General features: G+C 48.3%; 15 protein-coding genes. 12 read left to right on the top strand and 3 right to left on the bottom strand.

Annotated elements, in window-relative coordinates:
* Positions 1 to 39 precede the first annotated feature (39 nt).
* Positions 40 to 1,632, bottom strand: a complete 1,593-nt coding sequence (locus MKY54_RS29460) for a histidine kinase N-terminal 7TM domain-containing protein (RefSeq protein ID WP_339188848.1) — start codon at positions 1,630 to 1,632, stop codon at positions 40 to 42.
* A 280-nt stretch (positions 1,633 to 1,912) separates the two neighbouring features.
* Here MKY54_RS29460 and MKY54_RS29455 point away from each other — a divergent pair, with 280 nt between their 5' ends.
* The 6 genes from MKY54_RS29455 (at position 1,913) to MKY54_RS29430 (ending at position 8,622) form a co-directional block, all read left to right on the top strand.
* The gene (locus MKY54_RS29455; RefSeq protein WP_036682061.1) at positions 1,913 to 2,695 is read left to right on the top strand and encodes an ABC transporter ATP-binding protein; all 783 of its coding nucleotides are present in this window, start codon (positions 1,913 to 1,915) and stop codon (positions 2,693 to 2,695) included.
* Positions 2,696 to 2,697: 2 nt separating this feature from the next.
* Complete coding sequence (locus MKY54_RS29450; protein WP_339188845.1) at positions 2,698 to 3,510, top strand: ABC transporter permease; 813 nt, start codon at positions 2,698 to 2,700, stop codon at positions 3,508 to 3,510.
* Positions 3,510 to 4,427, top strand: a complete 918-nt coding sequence (locus MKY54_RS29445) for an ABC transporter permease (protein WP_339188843.1) — start codon at positions 3,510 to 3,512, stop codon at positions 4,425 to 4,427. The genes MKY54_RS29450 and MKY54_RS29445 overlap by 1 nt, the downstream gene beginning before the upstream one ends.
* 136 nt (positions 4,428 to 4,563) lie before the next feature.
* Positions 4,564 to 5,664: an ABC transporter substrate-binding protein gene (locus MKY54_RS29440; protein WP_339188840.1), complete on the top strand. Its 1,101-nt coding sequence runs from the start codon at positions 4,564 to 4,566 to the stop codon at positions 5,662 to 5,664.
* 104 nt (positions 5,665 to 5,768) lie between these two features.
* Positions 5,769 to 7,232 (top strand): CoA-acylating methylmalonate-semialdehyde dehydrogenase, encoded by a 1,464-nt coding sequence (locus MKY54_RS29435; RefSeq protein ID WP_339188837.1) that lies wholly within the window; start codon positions 5,769 to 5,771, stop codon positions 7,230 to 7,232.
* A 31-nt stretch (positions 7,233 to 7,263) separates the two neighbouring features.
* Positions 7,264 to 8,622 (top strand): aspartate aminotransferase family protein, encoded by a 1,359-nt coding sequence (locus tag MKY54_RS29430; protein WP_339188834.1) that lies wholly within the window; start codon positions 7,264 to 7,266, stop codon positions 8,620 to 8,622.
* On the opposite strand, the gene MKY54_RS29425 is transcribed toward MKY54_RS29430, so the two are convergent.
* On the bottom strand, positions 8,597 to 10,285 hold the full coding sequence (locus tag MKY54_RS29425; protein ID WP_076124031.1) for a PucR family transcriptional regulator: 1,689 nt from the start codon (positions 10,283 to 10,285) through the stop codon (positions 8,597 to 8,599). The genes MKY54_RS29430 and MKY54_RS29425 overlap by 26 nt on opposite strands.
* A gap of 318 nt (positions 10,286 to 10,603) precedes the next feature.
* Between MKY54_RS29425 and MKY54_RS29420 the strand changes: the two genes are divergently transcribed.
* The 4 genes from MKY54_RS29420 to MKY54_RS29405 are packed head-to-tail and all read left to right on the top strand — an operon-like array spanning position 10,604 to position 14,976.
* Complete coding sequence (locus MKY54_RS29420) at positions 10,604 to 11,995, top strand: NAD(P)-dependent oxidoreductase (protein WP_076124030.1); 1,392 nt, start codon at positions 10,604 to 10,606, stop codon at positions 11,993 to 11,995.
* A gap of 44 nt (positions 11,996 to 12,039) precedes the next feature.
* Complete coding sequence (preA, locus tag MKY54_RS29415) at positions 12,040 to 13,329, top strand: NAD-dependent dihydropyrimidine dehydrogenase subunit PreA (RefSeq protein WP_076124028.1); 1,290 nt, start codon at positions 12,040 to 12,042, stop codon at positions 13,327 to 13,329.
* A gap of 2 nt (positions 13,330 to 13,331) precedes the next feature.
* On the top strand, positions 13,332 to 14,720 hold the full coding sequence (gene hydA / locus MKY54_RS29410; RefSeq protein WP_076124027.1) for a dihydropyrimidinase: 1,389 nt from the start codon (positions 13,332 to 13,334) through the stop codon (positions 14,718 to 14,720).
* A gap of 4 nt (positions 14,721 to 14,724) precedes the next feature.
* A complete protein-coding gene (locus tag MKY54_RS29405; RefSeq protein WP_076124025.1) occupies positions 14,725 to 14,976 on the top strand; it encodes a hypothetical protein in 252 nt (83 codons plus the stop codon).
* A gap of 322 nt (positions 14,977 to 15,298) precedes the next feature.
* Here the strand turns inward: MKY54_RS29405 and MKY54_RS29400 are convergent, their stop codons facing one another.
* Entirely contained in the window at positions 15,299 to 15,817 is a 519-nt protein-coding gene (locus tag MKY54_RS29400; RefSeq protein ID WP_076124023.1) for a GNAT family protein, read from the bottom strand.
* A 180-nt stretch (positions 15,818 to 15,997) separates the two neighbouring features.
* Between MKY54_RS29400 and MKY54_RS29395 the strand changes: the two genes are divergently transcribed.
* Positions 15,998 to 16,615, top strand: a complete 618-nt coding sequence (locus MKY54_RS29395; RefSeq protein ID WP_036682051.1) for a TVP38/TMEM64 family protein — start codon at positions 15,998 to 16,000, stop codon at positions 16,613 to 16,615.
* Positions 16,616 to 16,674: 59 nt separating this feature from the next.
* Positions 16,675 to 17,586 (top strand): aldo/keto reductase, encoded by a 912-nt coding sequence (locus MKY54_RS29390; RefSeq protein WP_076179216.1) that lies wholly within the window; start codon positions 16,675 to 16,677, stop codon positions 17,584 to 17,586.
* Positions 17,587 to 17,595 lie beyond the last annotated feature (9 nt).

Here is a 17,595-nt window from a genome sequence, read left to right as displayed (position 1 = left end):
GGCCAGTTGTTGAATGCGCAGGAAGGGACATGATTGTCATTAAACAGGCTTGAAAAGAATGATTTCTGACCTTTGGGAGAGATGCACAGCGTTGCGTCCATTCCGTTTGGAGCTATACAGAGCATGGTCGGCTTCAGATAGCAGTTCTTCTAGAGTGGCCTCTGGATTTAGGGCCTCCACAACTCCAAAGCTTGCGGTCACATTAATGGGCCCGATGACGGTATATAAGGTGCTTTGTTCAATATCCGCGCGGATAGTTTCGCAGATCAATGCTGCTTGCTTCAGTGACGTCTCTGGCAGACAGATCACAAATTCCTCACCACCATAACGGCCAAAGAGATCTCCCTCCCGCAGATGTCTGCTGCACACCTGGACAATATGCTGTAGAGCTTGATCTCCATATTGATGCCCATAGCGGTCATTAATGCTCTTGAAGAAGTCCACATCCAGCAAAATCATAGATAATGAGCTTCGCAGGCTGGCAGCCCGGGCAAGCAATGCTTGACTCAGCTCCAAAAAATAGGAGCGGTTATAGATACCCGTTAGGCTGTCCATCGTAGCCAATTGACGCAGCTTCTCCTGAAGCAGTATTCGTTCAGTCACGTCAATCAGCATGATCATCTGTCCTGCTATGTGCCCCTCTTGTTTCTGTACCGGAGAGGAGCGGATTTGATAATAGCAGATCTCCTCTGCTTTGTTCCAAGCCACTTCCCGTTCTTCGCGCAACAGTGGCTCGGCATCCATCACATAGGACAAGGCATCTTTGCCTGCGTTAAGAAACAATTGTGCTAGCGGTTTGCCAATCGATGAGGAGTTGAGCCCCTCTATCATATTCGCGGCTGCACGATTGTAATCGACGAGCATGTCCGAGCGGTCGGTGACAAGCACTCCCTCCCGCATGCTCTCGAACAGATTCTCACGAGCAATAGGTGCAGCCGTTAACATGCCCCGGGATAAAATAGCCCAAATATATAGGGAGGAGGTTAGGCTCATAATGATCGGGACGGGATCCATTCCGTAAGGAGTCAAGCCTATCAGATACAAAAAAGCGCCGAGGGTTGGAAGGCTTAACCCGATTATTATTGTGATGATCTGCCTGCGGTATACCCTTTTCATCCGGTTCCACTGCCATATCATGAGGCAAATGGCTGCCAGCAGACAGCCGAAAGTAAAGCTGCCGTGAACGATATACCAAGGTCCCATCACAACATCAACGAGTGGGGTGGGCGTATTTTCCCGTAAATAAATGGATTTATAGAAGAGATGATGGTAATCATTGGTCCAGACCAGCAGCGTTGTAATGAATGGAATGATAAATAACGCCGCCCGTATGCCTTTTTTAAACAGCGTCTCCAGCCCAACGAAATGGATCACCATGATTAGACTAGCCGGCGCAATAAAGGGCATCCCCAGATATTCTAACTTAATCCAGAAGCTGATTTCCTCCAGAGTTTTCCCCGATAATTCTAATGCGAAACCGAAGGTGTAAATAGCAGAGGTAAAGGAGCTTATAACAAAAGCCCTGATTCCTAAGAAATCAGTTTTTTTATAATAGGCGAAAAGGGCTAGTAAGACACTCAGCACACCTGATATAGCAACAATTACAATATAATTCGAGATTATAGATCCCATGGGTCTATTGTCACCTACCGAGGAAAGATATGGATAAATATTACCACATATTCGCGGATATAAAAAAATACTTCGGGTTTGTGGTCAAAAAAATGTCTCCTTGACAAAATGACGCAATTTAACAGGAGCTATTTTACTAATTGTCTAGTGAGAGTCCAGTGAGCAGCGTGTAACATGTTAGTTAATACTACATGCAATAGAAGTTTTCTTTATTTTATCTGAATAGCGTCAGTTTATATAACATTATAAACATGGCTTATTTTGAAAAGGGGGGCTGAGGATGTCATCACTAGCGACAAATATTCCTGAGATTCAGCTGGAGAATGTTGAAATGCGTTATCGGACAGAAGCTGCGGAAGTGCTTGCCCTGCATCAGGTGAGTCTTGATATTGCAAAAGGGGAGTTCGTCTCCCTGCTCGGACCTTCCGGATGTGGCAAAACGACGCTGCTTAGACTGATGGCCGATCTCATAGCACCAACAGGCGGGAACATTGTGGTAGCTGGGAAAAGTGCCAGAGAAGCCAGGCTGGCGCAAAAATATGGCATTGTTTTTCAAAGTCCAGTGTTATACGACTGGCGGAAAGTGAAGCATAACATCACATTGCCACTGGAGCTGATGGGGGTAAAGAAGTCAATCCGTGAGGAAAAGGCGATGGAGCTTCTTGATCTGGTGGGGCTGCAGAGCTTTGCGGATAAATATCCGTGGCAGCTCAGCGGCGGGATGCAGCAGCGTGTAGCGATTGCTAGAGCACTATCGATGGAGCCGGAAATTCTGCTCATGGATGAGCCGTTCTCTGCACTGGATGAATTTACGCGTGAGCGATTGAATGAAGAGTTATTGTCTGTCTGGAGTAAAGTGCAGAACACAATTGTTTTTGTAACTCATAGTATTCCTGAATCTATATTCCTCTCTGACCGGGTGTTTGTTCTTTCCCCGCATCCAGGTCGCTTGTCCGCTGTGGTCGAAATTCCTCTGCCACGTCCGCGAACGGCGGAAATGAGAAATAGCCCAGAGTTTTTCGAACTGATCGCACGTATTCGCGACAGCTTCGAAGGGGTGTAGTGATGAAAGGGGGCAGTATCTTTGTGCGAGGTCGTCTGCTGCCGTTGTTCGTCTGGAATATTGGCCTGCTGCTAGTCTGGGAAGGGACTTCCTGGATGCTGCTCCATGTGGTGGAGACGCCGTTAGCACAGTCCAAGCTGCCATATGTTCATGAGGTGTTAGCTACCTTATGGCAGTATGGAGGCACGCTCTTGAAGGAAGGGGCTGCGACCTTCGGTAATGCTGGTGTTGGCTTCCTGATTGGAGCGGTAGCTGGTGCCTCATTGGCGGTGCTGATGAGTTTGTCGAAGACAATAGAGCAATTAACTTTTCCTTATGCTATTGCCTCGCAGATGATTCCGATTCTGGGGTTGGCACCCATCATCTACGGGATTGTGCGCGATGAGCAGACCTCGCGGATTATTATTTCGGGGTATATCACCTTTTTCCCCGTGGCTCTGAACATGCTGCGCGGCTTGCGGAGTGTAGATCCATCAGCGCTCGAATTGATGCATTCTTACGCGGCGAAACCTTGGGCGGTCTATTGGAAACTCAGATTCCCGGCGGCTTTGCCGGGTTTGTTCGGTGGGCTTAAGATAGCTGCCCCACTTGCTGTGACTGGAGCTATTCTGGTGGAGCTTATGGGTGCCCAGCATGGCATTGGTGTAATTATGCTGCGCAATCTCTATTATGGAAGCTCTCACACCTATATGTTCTGGTCTACGGTGATTGTGGGTGCCTTGCTGGGAATCGTAAGCTACTGGTTAATCAGTCTGATAGAACGCCTGGTAACGCCTTGGCAGCCTGAATATCGTCCGAAAGGAGGCAGCCGCTAATGGAAACTAACTCCGTTCGGGAGACCACGTTTATAGGCTCTACTGGTAAAGAAATGGCTCAGCCGGCGCTAACGGCTACACCAAAGAATGCTGTAGCCGTTCCGAAACCTGCGGAAGCTACGGCGAGTCGAGGCGGCTCACGAATGCTGAATAGGATATTTAGCGCAGGGGTGCTGCTGCCAGTACTGGCAGGTCTGTTATTTCTTGCACTATGGGAATTTCAATTTTTCCATAAGATCTTTGATCTGAAAAAATATCAACTCCCGCTGCCTACAGCCATCGCCGAAACCATGCGAGATAATTTCAGCTTGTTGCTGTCCTATACCGGATACACTCTTGCTGAAGCTGTGCTGGGAATGTTGGTTGGTTCTGCTATCGGCTTCCTGATCGCTTTAGTCGCGACAGCTTGGCCGCGCTGGGGGAGTGGAAGCTTGACGCTGGTTGCCGCTCTAAATGCTGTGCCTATCGTTGCCCTCGCGCCCATCATGAATCTGTGGTTTGGAGATGGGATAGGCTCACGAATTGCCATAGTAACCGCAACTACAATGGCAGCGATGGCGATCAACGCCTATAAAGGTATGGCGGCGATTGATCCATTGGCGCTGGATCTGATGCATTCTTATGCGGCGGGTAAACCGGCGGTATTCCGTTATCTGCGGATTCAGAGCAGTCTGCCCTATGTATTTACAGCACTCAAGATTAATGCTACTGCCAGTATGATTGGTGCCATTGTTGGGGAATTCTTTTTCTCCTCAAAAGGGCTTGGATATCTGCTCTCCAATTCCATTAAAGTTGCCAAAATGCCACTGGGTTGGTCCTGTATTGTGTTGGCTGCGATTGCAGGCGTGCTCTTCTATTTAGTGGTTGAGCGGCTGGAGAAAGTATTCATTAAGTGGCATCCTTCGCAGCGTACTTAATCTTACCCTCATTACATCCGGCCATAGTGGGAATGGAAAAGAGAAACCGCCCACGGCTGTATGCATAAACGCACCACGATGATTGTCCATACTGTGCTTGTTACAAACTTAAATTACGATAGGGGGAGTTCGATTGATGAACGGGAAAAAACGCAAATTTCGTGGTGGTTTGTTGGCAATCGTGATGATGTTGAGTGTTTCTTTAATGGCGGGTTGCGGTGGCAACAATAATAACTCGGCAGCTGAAGCTACGACTGCCCCTGAAGCTTCAGCAGCTCCTGAAGCAAGTGCTGCTACTGAACCGGCTGCTGATCCAGTTACAGTGAAGCTACAGCTGAAATGGGTGCCGCAGGCGCAATTCGCTGGGTATTTTGTGGCGCAGGATAAAGGATATTACAAGGAAGAAGGCTTGGATGTAGAAATTCTGCCGGGTGGGCCTGATATCGTTCCGGAACAGCAAGTGGCAGGTGGCTCCGCAGATATCGGTGTGGGTTGGGTAGCCAGCTTGCTGCCGAGTCTTGAAGAGGGAATGCCGCTGGTGCAGATTGCGCAAATCTATCAAAAGAGCGGATTGGTCCTGGTCTCCAAAAAAACTGCTGGCATTAACTCAGCCGCTGATCTTAAGGGTAAAAAAGTCGGCAACTGGATGGGTGGCAACGAATTTGAACTATTAGCGTTATTCGATAAATATAAGTTCGATCCGAATAAGGACCTAAGCTTTACGAAGCAAGGGTTCACGATGGATCAGTTCTTGGGCGATCAGATCGATGCGGCCTCAGCAATGACTTACAACGAGTACCAAGTAGTGCTGGAGTCAGGCATTAAGGCTGAGGATCTAAATGTCATCGACATGAATACAGAAGGCGTTGCGATGCTTGAGGATAACTTGTTCGCGAATAAGGAATGGCTTGCGGAGAATAAAGAGACTGCAGCAAAGTTTGTGCGTGCCTCCCTGAAGGGCTGGAAAGATGCAATTACTGATCCTGCGGCTGCCGTGGACAGTGTGATGAAGCAAGCGGAAGACGGCAGTACGACGAAGGAACATCAGCTGACAATGATGACTGAGGTTGCCAAGCTGATTCTGCCTGAAGGCTTTGACAGTGCCAAGATGGGATATACCGATGCGGCGGCGTTCCAGCAAACCGCTGATATTTCGCTTAAATTTGGTGTCATTAAAGAACCGGTTAAGGTAGATGAGGCTTATACGAACGAAATCGTAGAAATGGCGGCAAAATAACTAACTGAGCTCAATGTTATAGTGGATGGCCGCCTGATCTGGCGGTCATCTATTATAATCAGCAGTCCATCAGTGCATCTGAAACAGAGAAAGAGGTGCGAGCTATGTCTCTCCTAGTAACGCAGGCTGAAAGAGTTAAGAATTATGTGAATGGAGCTTGGGTAGAATCGTCGTCCGGGCGAGATGAAGAGGTTTATAATCCGGCGACAGGTGAAGTGATTGCTTATGTGCCCATTTCTAGTAAGGAAGAGTTGGGTGCGGCGGTAGAAGCGGCTGCGGCGGCATTTCAAGCGTGGAAAAGGGTCGCTGTGCCGCGTCGTGCCCGCTATTTATTTCAATATCAACAGCTGCTGGTAAAGCATTGGCATGAGCTGGCCGAGCTGATTACGCTGGAGAATGGCAAAAGTCTGGAAGAGGCGCAAGGTGAGGTGCAGCGTGGAATTGAGTGTGTGGAATTTGCCGCAGGCATCCCCACGTTGATGATGGGCAGTCAGCTTCCGGACATTGCTACCGGTATTGAATCCGGGATGTACCGTTATCCATTGGGGGTGATCGGGGGAATTGCCCCGTTTAATTTTCCAATGATGGTTCCTTGTTGGATGTTTCCGCTTGCCATCGCTTGTGGAAATACCTTTGTGCTGAAGCCTTCTGAACGGACGCCGCTGCTGGTTAATCGATTGGCAGAGTTATTTGCCGAAGCGGGCTTTCCTCCAGGTGTACTGAATGTGATACATGGGGCGCACGAGGTTGTGAATGGGATGCTGGAGCATGATGAAGTGAAGGCGATTTCGTTCGTCGGTTCGCAGCCGGTTGCGGAATATGTATATAAGACAGGGACAGCGCAGGGAAAACGGGTGCAGGCGCTAGCTGGAGCCAAGAATCACTCGATTGTGCTGCCTGATGCGGAGCTGGACAATGCGGTCAAAAATATCATTGCGGCTTCCTTTGGCTCGGCAGGTGAGCGGTGTATGGCTTGCTCGGTCGTAGTGGTTCATGAGGATATCGCTGACGAGCTAGTGAACCGTCTGGCTGCGGCTGCGGATGAGCTTAAAATTGGTAATGGCGCGGATGATGGGGTGTTTTTGGGTCCGGTAATTCGTCAGTCGAATAAGGAGCGGACTCTTTATTACATTGAGACTGGTGAAGCTGAGGCAGCCAAGCTTGTGAGAGATGGGCGGAAGGATGCGGCTACGGGGGGTGCGGGTTATTTTATCGGGCCGACGATATTTGATCATGTACAGCCGGGAATGACCCTCTGGAAGGATGAAATTTTTGCGCCGGTATTGTCTGTGATTCGTGTGAAAAGTCTGAGTGAAGCGATTGCGGTAACGAATCAGTCCCCATTCGCGAATGGGGCGTGCATTTATACAGATAGCGCAAAGGCGATCCGTGAATTTCGGGAAGAAATTGATGCAGGGATGTTGGGTGTGAATCTGGGTGTGCCTGCCCCCATGGCATTTTTCCCCTTCTCGGGTTATAAGAAATCGTTCTATGGAGACCTGCATGCCAATGGCCGTGATGGGGTGGAGTTCTATACGCGTAAAAAGATGATCACTGCCCGTTATTAGAGAAAATGAGCTGCTGAGAGGAGAAAATGTTATGCAGATTCTGGGGAACGATAGTGAGCTTGCGGTGAAGAAGGATCAGGAATATTTATGGCACAACATTACACCTTATAGTGAAAAGAACCCGCCTATGATTGCCGCCTCGGCAAGTGGGTCGTGGATTACAGATATACAGGGCAATCGATTTTTGGACGGGATGTCTGGCCTGTGGTGTGTAAATGTGGGATACGGGCGCAAGGAGCTGGCGGAAGCTGCTTACAATCAATTGCTGACCCTGCCATATTTTCCTCTGACACAAAGTCATCTCCCGGCGATTGCGCTGGCGGAGAAGCTGAATGAGTGGCTCGGAGACGATTATGTGATCTTTTTTTCCAATAGTGGATCGGAAGCCAATGAGGCTGCTTTCAAAATGGCCCGCCAGTACCAGCAGCAAATCGGCCAGCATTATCGCCATAAATTCATTGCCCGTTATCGTGGGTACCATGGCAGTTCACTTGGGGCATTATCTGCAACGGGCCAGGCCCAGCGCAAATATAAATATGAACCGTTGGCGGGTGGTTTTCTGCATGTAGCTCCCCCGGACAGCTATCGCCGCCCGGCTGGGATGACTGTGGAAGAATTCAATCTCCAGTGTGCACAGTCCATAGAGGATATGATCATCTGGGAAGGCGTGGAGACGGTAGCTGCGGTGATTATGGAGCCTGTAATTACGGGTGGTGGCGTCATTGTACCGCATCAGGTTTATTTGGATCGGGTGCAGGAAATCTGCCGTAAGCACGGTGTGTTGCTCATTATGGATGAGGTGATTTGTGGATTCGGACGTTCTGGACGTAAGTTTGGTCATCACAACTTTAATGTGAAGCCTGACATCGTAACGATGGCTAAGGGACTGACTAGCGCTTATCTTCCTCTATCTGCCACTGCTGTTCGTAAGGATATCTATGAGGTATTTAAGGACAATAGCGATGACTATGGGCATTTTCGCCATGTGAATACTTTTGGTGGTAACCCTGCTTCCTGTGCGCTGGCGCTGCGTAATCTGGAGATTATCGAGCAGGAGAAGCTGGTGGAACGTGCGGATCTTTTAGGTAAAAGAATAAATACAGAATTTACTGAGCTGCTTGATCACAAGCTTGTAGGTGATGTCCGCAGCTTTGGTTTGGTGACAGGGATTGAGCTGGTTGAAGACAAGGTCAGTAAGAAACCGGTTGATCTGAATATTGTGAAGGGGATTATTGCCGAATGTAAGTCCAAGGGGCTTATCATCGGTAAAAATGGCGATACCGTAGCTGGGTTCAACAACGTGCTTACCTTCGCCCCGCCGTTATCCTCCACGGATGAAGATATAGAATTTATTATCGATACCTTTAAATCTGTGCTGAACGGGGGCTAGGTAAAGTGATTTTGTCTGGATATAGAAATTGGTAAGCGCGCAGGGCGACTTGAATGGAGATCCGATTCTCTGGCTGCATGAAGTCTTCACCCAGTAGCTCTGTTATTTTGTCCAGGCGATAATAAAGGGACTGTCTGACAATGAATAAGTTTCGAGCGGCAATTTGTTTGGAACCATCATGATCCAGATAAACACGAAGGGTAAGCAGCAGCTCGCTGCCTTTGGTTTGGTCATGGTCGATTAGCGGGCCGAGATAACTGCGAATGAAGTTCTGCAACGTTTTTCCGTCGTTTAAGCTCAACAGCAGCTGGAATACACCCAGCTCTTCATAGAAGAGTAGTGACTTCTGGTAACAGGAGTATAACGACAATGCCTGTAGGGCTTCCTGATAACCGGAATAGGCTCGTTTTAGGCGCTTATGCGATTTGCTGACTCCAATGACGAGCTGCAAATCCTTGAGCTTCTCATCGGAGCGGATGTTCTGCAGGGCTTCAAGTGCTTGTTGAAGTCGCATTTTTCCAGGCATTTTCGATTGGATGTCAAGGGCGATGACGGTGAGGCGATTGTTCTTAAGGGTGATCAGTGGACGTAAAGAATATTTCTCAAAGATGGAACGCAGGATGAGCGAAAGGTGGAAGGTGATGGACTCCCATTCGTTCTCTGAGCTGTTCCATTTTACATCTCTGGGGTTCTTGATCTCTATAAGGCATACACGGTAAGGGAGCTCGTTGACTACGTTGAAATTAGAGCCGATCAGGCCCTTTAAGCGGTTATCATCTTCGATGCGGCCATTGATCAGCTCGTCGACCCATAGATTTTCTGAAAAAAGCTTACGCTCCTCCATATACCGCGTCCGCAGCAGCTCTTGTGCAATGGACAAAGAGGCGGAATCCAGCAGCAGACAGTCGAACTCCTGTGGTTTGTGATTGCATACCATCAGAATGTAAGCCCAGGTCTGATCCAGCGCACCTACAGGCTTGAGCGCGATGGTCTTCTGTCCATATTCCCGGATATAGGGGGCGGCGTCAGGTTGAATTCCTTCCAGCTCGTCGCCGAAGGCGGTGAAAAAATTCAGCAATGGAGCCTGCTCTTCCGGCGGAAGTGCCGGAAAAAATAAGGGTTTGCCTTGCAGCTGCATATAGACAATTTGTGTGCGGGTACTTTTGCACAATAATTGCAGCACTTTCAGCGTTCCTTGTGAAGTTAAGGTCAGGCGGTGGAATTCACGTGAGATTTTTTCAAGTTCTTGGAGCATCCGGTGATGCCGGTTGATGATAATCGAGTGAAGATCCAACGTGATATCTACGAAACGAACCGTGCGGGTGAAGATGATTAGCGGAAAGTCATGCCTGTCGGCTAAGTCGATCATCTCTTGCGGGATGGTACTGAAATACGTACCTAACTCAATACATAGGCAAGCTGCATTTTTGTCGATCAGGTTCTGCATAAACTCCAAGGAGGAAGGGAGATCGACACTTGCACCAATCCCCGTAGTCAAAATCATTTCTTCGCCATGAATCAGAGTCTCGAAGTTGGCACTTTCCAGCACATGCACCCAGCGAATGGCACGGCTTAGGCCGCTTTTCCCGCCGATCACCTCGGCTTCTGCGAATAGTGGTCTTTTTAAAGCGTCACGAATGGTTAATACAAGCTCCCAGTCCATAGGTACTCCCCCTCGATCTTCTGCGCTCTGGCCTTCGGCTAACGCCTTGTTATTCTCAGCCTATTCTCACACGTAAAAAATACAGTTTTGAAATTAGACAAAGTGTCTAATGCAACGAAAATTCGAAATGACTATAGTTTGATTAACGGATGTCAGTATATATAACCTAATCAGGAAGAACGTTGAGAGATAATTTCTGTTAATGCTTATATTACTACAATAAATTAAAGATGTAAGCAAAATATTCAGACAAAACTTGAAATAATGTTATATTATATAACACAAATATGAAAAATTACCCATAAGGAGGGACTAGTGATGGAGCATTCATCTCCGTTAACAGCATTTACACCTGATATGTTCATGCGCAATTTCGCCGAGGCTGAGCCGCCTCTGACCCATAAAGGTGCCCTGGATGAGTCTAATCGCTGTCTATATTGCTACGATGCCCCATGTATAAAAGCATGTCCGACCAGCATTAATATTCCCTCCTTTATCAAACGGATCGCTACTGACAATTTGAAAGGCTCGGCACAGACGATTATGGATTCCAATCCTGTGGGTGCCAGCTGTGCTCGTGTTTGTCCTACAGATGAGCTGTGTGAAGGAGCCTGTGTGTTAAATGATGCCTCGGCGCCGATCCAAATCGGACTGCTGCAGCGTTATGCGACAGATTGGGCGATGAACAGCGGAGTTCAATTATTTAAGGCTGGCACCCCTAATGGGAAAAAGGTAGCCGTAATTGGTGGTGGTCCTGCGGGATTGTCTGCGGCTAGGGAGCTCGCCCGTGAAGGTTTTGCTGTTGTGATCTACGAAGCAAAGGCGTTAGCGGGTGGGCTGGATACACATGGGATTGTATCGTTTCGGCTCCCGCAGTCTGTATCTCTTTGGGAAGTAGAGCAGGTAGAGAAGCTGGGTGTGGAAATACGTACAGGTGTAAAAGTCGGAGTGGATGTTTCTGTAGATGAGCTGAAGTCGAATTATGATGCTATCGTTTTGGCAGCGGGTATGGGATATGTGCCTCCAATAGGGATTGAAGGTGAAAAAATGGCTGGAGTTTATGACGCTATTGCGCTTGTAGAATCTACTAAGACGGGCATTCCTCTGCTAGAGCTGATGGATCAGCGGGTCGCTGTCATTGGGGCAGGGAATACGGCTATTGATGCAGCGACTTGCTCAGTGCGGCTGGGAGCCACCAATGTGAAAATGGTCTACCGCCGGACCCGCGAAGAGATGACGGCATATGACTTTGAATATGAATTCGCGAAGCAGGAAGGTGTGGAGTTCAGCTGGCTTACCTTACCGAAACGTATCGTGGGTGATGAGCTTGGGAATGTAACCGCACTGGAATGTGTGCAGATGAAGCTGACGGAGGAGCTGGGCAAAGATGGGCGTCCAATACCTATGCCGATCGAGGGTTCTGAGTTCTTGATTCCTGTAGATGCGGTTGTAATAGCTATTGGTCAAAAGCGTCGTCTGGATCTAATAGATTCCTTAGGTCTTATGCATGACCGTGGGGTTGTTAAGGTGGATGAGGTCACCTGCCAAACCTCCGATCCGCAGGTTTATGCCGCTGGGGACATTATTTTTGGTTCAGGTAAGGGTGAGGCCATGGTTGTGTCAGCGGCACAGCAGGGAAAAGATGCAGCCCATGCGATTGTTAAACAATTCTCAGGCCAGCAGGAGGTCGTTGTTAGATCAGCGGGCTGAGCGTAGAAATCAAATTGGATTTTACATGACAGGGAGGGAACATCATGGCAGATTTAAGTATTAATCTCGCAGGAATCAAATCACCGAATCCGTTCTGGCTGGCCTCCGCGCCGCCTACGAATACAGGTTATCAAGTGCAGCGGTCCTTTGAAGCAGGTTGGGGCGGTGCGGTGTGGAAGACGCTCGGCGATCCGATCATTAATACCTCATCGCGTTTTGCGGCAGTAAATTTCAATGGGCAACGGGTTGCGGGCTTTAACAATATTGAACTGATCACCGACCGTCCGCTTGAAGTTAATCTGAAGGAAATCTATGAAACGAAAAAAAGATTCCCTAATCATGCGATTATAGCCTCCCTGATGGTAGAACCAACGCAGCATAAATGGCATGAGATTGTTAAGCGGGTAGAGGATGTGGGTGTAGACGGCCTGGAACTTAATTTTGGCTGTCCGCACGGGATGGCTGAGCGTGGAATGGGCGCTGCTTCGGGGCAGCAGCCTGATCTGGTGCAGGCACAGACCACCTGGGTAAAAGAAGTTGCAACGACCCCGGTGATTGTGAAGCTGACGCCTAATATTACGGATATCACCGTCGTTGCCCGCCATGCGGTTAAGGGTGGAGCAGACGCGATTAGTATGATCAACACGATCAACAGTCTTGCTGGTGTAGATATTCATAGCTGGAACACAATTCCGAATGTTGGGGGTCAGGGTGCACATGGCGGTTACTGCGGGCCGGCTGTGAAACCAATTGCGCTTAGTATGGTGGCCGAGTGTGCCCGTGACCGGGGAGTAGGCATTCCTATCTCCGGTATTGGAGGGATTTCCACCTGGCAGGATGTTGTTGAATTCATGCTGATGGGTGCTACGGGCATTCAAGTATGTACAGCGGTCATGCATCATGGCTTCCGGATTGTGGAGGAAATGATCGATGGCCTGAACAACTATTTGGATGACAAAGGTTTGGCTTCTGTAACAGAGTTAATCGGTAAATCGGTATCCCGGTACTCGAACTGGGGTGATCTGGATCTCAACTATAAGGTTGTTGCCCGTATTAATGAGAACAACTGCATCAACTGTAATAAATGCCATATTGCCTGCGAAGATGCTTCACATCAGTGTATTGATATGTTAACTAATGCAGATGGGAAAGCTATTCTACAGGTCCGCGAGGAAGATTGTGTAGGTTGTAATCTTTGTTCTATTGTCTGTCCAGCAGACGGCGCGATCGATATGGTTCCAGTGGATACCGGGGCAGCTCCACTGACCTGGAATCAGCGGCAGAAAGTGATCGGCAGTTTGAATGGCACCTATTCGGAAGTGGAGGTGGTTTAAGGATGAAAAAGATTATTAAAAATGGCATCATCGTTACCGCAGCAGATACTTATACAGGCGATGTGGCGATTGAAAACGGGGTTATTACGGAGATTGGCCTTCATTTGGATGTCCCTGGTGCGGAAATTATAGATGCCTCGGGGTGTTATGTTTTTCCTGGAGGCATTGATCCTCATACCCATCTGGATATGCCTTTTGGCGGCACGGTTACAGCTGATAATTTTGAGACGGGAACTATTGCGGCTGCATATGGCGGAACGACCACAGTCATTGATTTTTGCTTAACCACCAAAGGACAACCGCTACAGCAAGCCGTAGATACATGGCATCATAAGTCGCAGGATAAAGCTGTGATTGATTACAGCTTCCACCTTATGGTCTCAGAATTAAACGATAAAGTACTGGGTGAGCTTCCGGAGATAATTGAGAATGAAGGCATTACCTCGCTCAAAGTATTTATGGCTTATAAGAATACTTTTCAGGCGGATGATGGCACACTTTTTAAGACCCTTCAAGCTGCGAAAAAAGAAGGTGCACTCGTTATGGTGCATGCGGAGAATGGAGATGTCATTGAATATCTTGTTGAGCAGGCCTTGGCCGCAGGCAACACTGATCCGATCTTTCATGCGCTGACCCGCCCGCCGGAGCTGGAGGGTGAAGCTACGGGACGCGCAGCTTATCTAACCGAACTGACAGATTCTCAGCTGTATGTTGTACACGTGACCTGTGCGGAAGCTGCTTGGAAGATTGCTGAAGCGCGTAAAAAGGGACTGCGCGTCTACGGCGAGACTTGTCCACAGTATTTAGTGCTGGATCAGACGGCACTGGAAAAGCCTAATTTCGAAGGTGCTAAATACGTGTGGTCTCCGCCCCTGCGTGAGCAGTGGAATCAGGATGTTTTGTGGGATGCGTTATGGAACGGCAGCTTGCAGACGATTGGCTCTGACCAGTGCTCGTTTGATTTCAAAGGACAAAAGGATCTGGGGCTGGGCGATTTCTCCAAAATCCCGAACGGTGGGCCGACCATTGAGGACCGGTTTACGATTCTATATTCGGAAGGTGTGCAGAAAGGCCGGATCTCATTGAACAAATTCGTAGACATTATTGCTACCTCTAGCGCCAAGCTGTTTGGCTTATATCCGCAAAAAGGCACGGTCGCAGTAGGTAGTGACGCTGACCTGGTCATTTTTGATCCTTCTGTAGAAAGAACCCTTTCTGCGGACACGCACCATATGAACGTAGATTATAATGCGTTTGAGGGCTTTGAAGTGAAGGGAGAGCCTGTTTCTGTTCTCAGTCGAGGCGAATTTGTTATTCGTGACAAACAATTTGTCGGCAAAGCAGGTTCGGGAAAATATTTGAAACGCAAACGTTTTGCAGCGGAGGTGTAGTCTAATGTCTGCTTTTGCGGAATATGCCAAAGAACAGCAGGAGATTGATGGGCTGCTTTTTAAAGGATATACGATTGCCGGCATCCAAGAGGATTTGGACGGTGCCCGAATAAAGTTTGTCAGAGGGGAGCCGGCTAAAAGCTCGGTAGAGCTGTTACTGCTGACAGCGGATGCCCGTAAGTACGTGACAACCTATGTGGTAGCGGGGCTGAGGGCGGAAGGTGAGCAGGCGGGTTGTTACAGTGGAGAGGTTTGAGGGAAATGGAATTGAAAGCTGAGTAGTGAGCCTGCGCAGGATAGGGGGCCTATTGCTCGGCTTTTTATTGTGCTCCTGAAAGGGGGCGAGGAAATAAATTCCCTGAAAATAGCCGATTATCATCGCGGCATACACTTTTTTGGGAAAACCTCCCTAAAAAGTGGCTGATTAGGGTCCCCAAATAGACGATTTAGGGAAAACCTCCCTAAAAATTACTGAAATACGCCGATTTTGCTCAAATTCGCTGAATATTAGGGAAGTTTTCCCTGATTTGCAGTTATAGGCACCTGAAAGACCAAAGATCAGGGAGGATTTCCCTAATCTATTTCTGTCGCTGCTGCTCACGCTCTATATACTCATACCGTAATATGGACATGATATGCAGAGATTCAAAATGTCCCTCAACCTTCATACAATCACGTAGAGTCCCTTCCAGTGTAAAGCCACAGCTTTCATAGACATGGCGAGCCCTGTGGTTGTGATCTCTAACATCCAACCATAGCCGATGCGTCTCGGTGTGCTGGAAGATCCAGTCGCTCACGAGACGAAGCGACAGTTTGCCATACCCAAAGCCCTTGGAATGGATGACGATTCGTTTAATACAAACAGTAAGATGAATATCTTGAAGTCCTGTTACGATGATATAGCCGACTCTTTTCCCGGACCTCTCCCAAATTGTAAGATGCAGGATATCTGGATCATGGATAGCCGTAATGTGCTCCTCTTTACTCCACTGTCCGATATAGGCACGATTAAGCTCACTTTGTTCAATGGCTAGAACGAACGCTAAATCCTGCTCAGTGGTAGTTTGCAGATCCAACGTTTCTGAATGAATGATCATAACCTTATGCCCCCGTCTAATATGTATTTTTGTCTATAGTAACGAAGAAATTTCTCCCTGTCATTTAATTAGTCCCGGTTGCTCACTCTATATTGGCGGCACTGTAGGAATGAACGTAACTTCGTGTATAATTGAGACCAAGTGTTAAGAATTCCAATCGGATGAGGAGATCAGCTGGTTATGTATTTTCTTGATATTATGTCTTGGCTGACAGAGGATAATCTGCGGCATCTGCTTGAACAATATCGTTCGTTTGGGCCCTTTCCGGGCATTGCGTTAACGTTTATGAAATCATTTATACCACCACTGCCAACTATTGCGATCGTAGGGTTAAATGGGGCCGTATATGGTTTATGGTTAGGTTTTTTGTATTCTTGGATCGGTCTGGTTGCAGGCTGTGTGACTACCTTTTGGATTATCCGCAAAGTAGCCTCCCATCGTTATTTACGAAAATGGGCAGCGCGGCCCAAAGTAGCCAAAAGCATGACGTGGGTGCGGCAAAGCGGATTTAGCTATGTTTTTCTGCTTAGTATATTTCCGGTAGGGCCTTTTGTTGTGATTAATATGGCAGCGGGGCTTGCCGGGATGAGGTTCCGTTCGTATCTTCTTGCGCTCACGGTAGGCAAAGCGATTATGGTATTCGCAGTTTCATACATTGGCAACGATCTGGAACGTTTCATTCGCCAGCCGTGGGAGATTATCTATGTTCTGTTGTTTATCGGGCTGTCGTTATGGGGAGTCAAAGCCATCGAAGCGCGTTTTGCTAGAACAGCACAGGATGGGAACAAGATAGCTTAGCATAGTGTCAGAATTAACTTGAATCCCTAAATCTAAATAGAATAAAGGAGGAAATGATGATGAAATATCGTAAGCTTGGCAGTACAGGAATGAATGTCTCGGTGATTGGCCTAGGGACTTGGCAGTTTGGCGGAGAGTGGGGCAAGGATTTCACTCAGGTTGAAGTCGATGCCATGCTGGATAAGGCTGGAGAGCTGGGTATTAATCTGATTGATACGGCAGAATGTTACGGAGATCACTTGTCGGAGAAGTTCATCGGGGATTATCTGGCGCGCCGCAAACGCGAGGACTGGGTTGTAGCTACGAAATTTGGCCATCATTTTCAGGGGCATTTGCAGCGGGAACAGCTATGGCGTGCTGAGGATGTGCTTAAGCAGCTGGACGACTCCCTCCGCGCACTCCAGACAGAGTATATTGACCTCTATCAATTCCATTCCGGAACGGATGAGCAATTCGATAATGATAAGCTGTGGAGTATGCTCGACAGACAGAAGCAAGCCGGCAAAATCCGTCATTTGGGCGTGTCGATCAGTGCATCGGGCTCGGGGGTGCACCAGACCTCTGCGGCAGCGGATGTGCAAGCAGAGGCCATACAAGTAGTATATAATCGGCTGGATCGTCAACCTGAAGAAGAGATTCTTCCGCTGTGCATCGAGCATCAATTAGGTGTGTTAGCTCGCGTTCCGTTAGCCAGTGGTTATTTGAGCGGCAAGTATAAGCCAGATGCGGTTTTTGCTCAGGGTGATGTGCGAGCTAACCATAAAGAGGATGTAAGACAAAAGCAGCTGCGCGCAGTAGCAGAAATTGCTGCTAATGAAGTGCCGTCAGGTCTGGATATGGCGCAGTGGGCTTTGGCTTGGTGTCTCCAGCATTCCGCAGTAACCAGTGTAATTCCGGGCTGCAAAAATGTAGAACAAGTCATCTCCAATGCCAGTGCTGCCGATTTGGACATGGTGAAGGGCAACGTGTGATAAGTTAGA

Source organism: Paenibacillus sp. FSL P2-0121 (genome assembly GCF_037975345.1).
Classification (GTDB): domain Bacteria; phylum Bacillota; class Bacilli; order Paenibacillales; family Paenibacillaceae; genus Paenibacillus_AQ; species Paenibacillus_AQ odorifer.
Note: the sequence above shows the minus strand (reverse complement) of the source record. Positions and strands in the feature narration are given on the sequence as shown.

Excerpts from the sequence above, each read along its gene's own strand:
- MKY54_RS29455 (WP_036682061.1), top strand. The coding sequence starts at position 1,913 with ATGTCATCACTAGCGACAAATATTCCTGAGATTCAGCTGGAGAATGTT.
- MKY54_RS29450 (WP_339188845.1), top strand. The coding sequence starts at position 2,698 with ATGAAAGGGGGCAGTATCTTTGTGCGAGGTCGTCTGCTGCCGTTGTTC.
- MKY54_RS29430 (WP_339188834.1), top strand. The coding sequence starts at position 7,264 with ATGCAGATTCTGGGGAACGATAGTGAGCTTGCGGTGAAGAAGGATCAG.
- MKY54_RS29390 (WP_076179216.1), top strand. The coding sequence starts at position 16,675 with ATGAAATATCGTAAGCTTGGCAGTACAGGAATGAATGTCTCGGTGATT.
- MKY54_RS29405 (WP_076124025.1), top strand. The coding sequence starts at position 14,725 with ATGTCTGCTTTTGCGGAATATGCCAAAGAACAGCAGGAGATTGATGGG.
- hydA (WP_076124027.1), top strand. The coding sequence starts at position 13,332 with ATGAAAAAGATTATTAAAAATGGCATCATCGTTACCGCAGCAGATACT.
- MKY54_RS29400 (WP_076124023.1), bottom strand. The coding sequence starts at position 15,817 with ATGATCATTCATTCAGAAACGTTGGATCTGCAAACTACCACTGAGCAG.
- MKY54_RS29445 (WP_339188843.1), top strand. The coding sequence starts at position 3,510 with ATGGAAACTAACTCCGTTCGGGAGACCACGTTTATAGGCTCTACTGGT.
- MKY54_RS29435 (WP_339188837.1), top strand. The coding sequence starts at position 5,769 with ATGTCTCTCCTAGTAACGCAGGCTGAAAGAGTTAAGAATTATGTGAAT.
- MKY54_RS29460 (WP_339188848.1), bottom strand. The coding sequence starts at position 1,632 with ATGGGATCTATAATCTCGAATTATATTGTAATTGTTGCTATATCAGGT.
- MKY54_RS29425 (WP_076124031.1), bottom strand. The coding sequence starts at position 10,285 with ATGGACTGGGAGCTTGTATTAACCATTCGTGACGCTTTAAAAAGACCA.
- MKY54_RS29395 (WP_036682051.1), top strand. The coding sequence starts at position 15,998 with ATGTATTTTCTTGATATTATGTCTTGGCTGACAGAGGATAATCTGCGG.
- MKY54_RS29420 (WP_076124030.1), top strand. The coding sequence starts at position 10,604 with ATGGAGCATTCATCTCCGTTAACAGCATTTACACCTGATATGTTCATG.
- preA (WP_076124028.1), top strand. The coding sequence starts at position 12,040 with ATGGCAGATTTAAGTATTAATCTCGCAGGAATCAAATCACCGAATCCG.
- MKY54_RS29440 (WP_339188840.1), top strand. The coding sequence starts at position 4,564 with ATGAACGGGAAAAAACGCAAATTTCGTGGTGGTTTGTTGGCAATCGTG.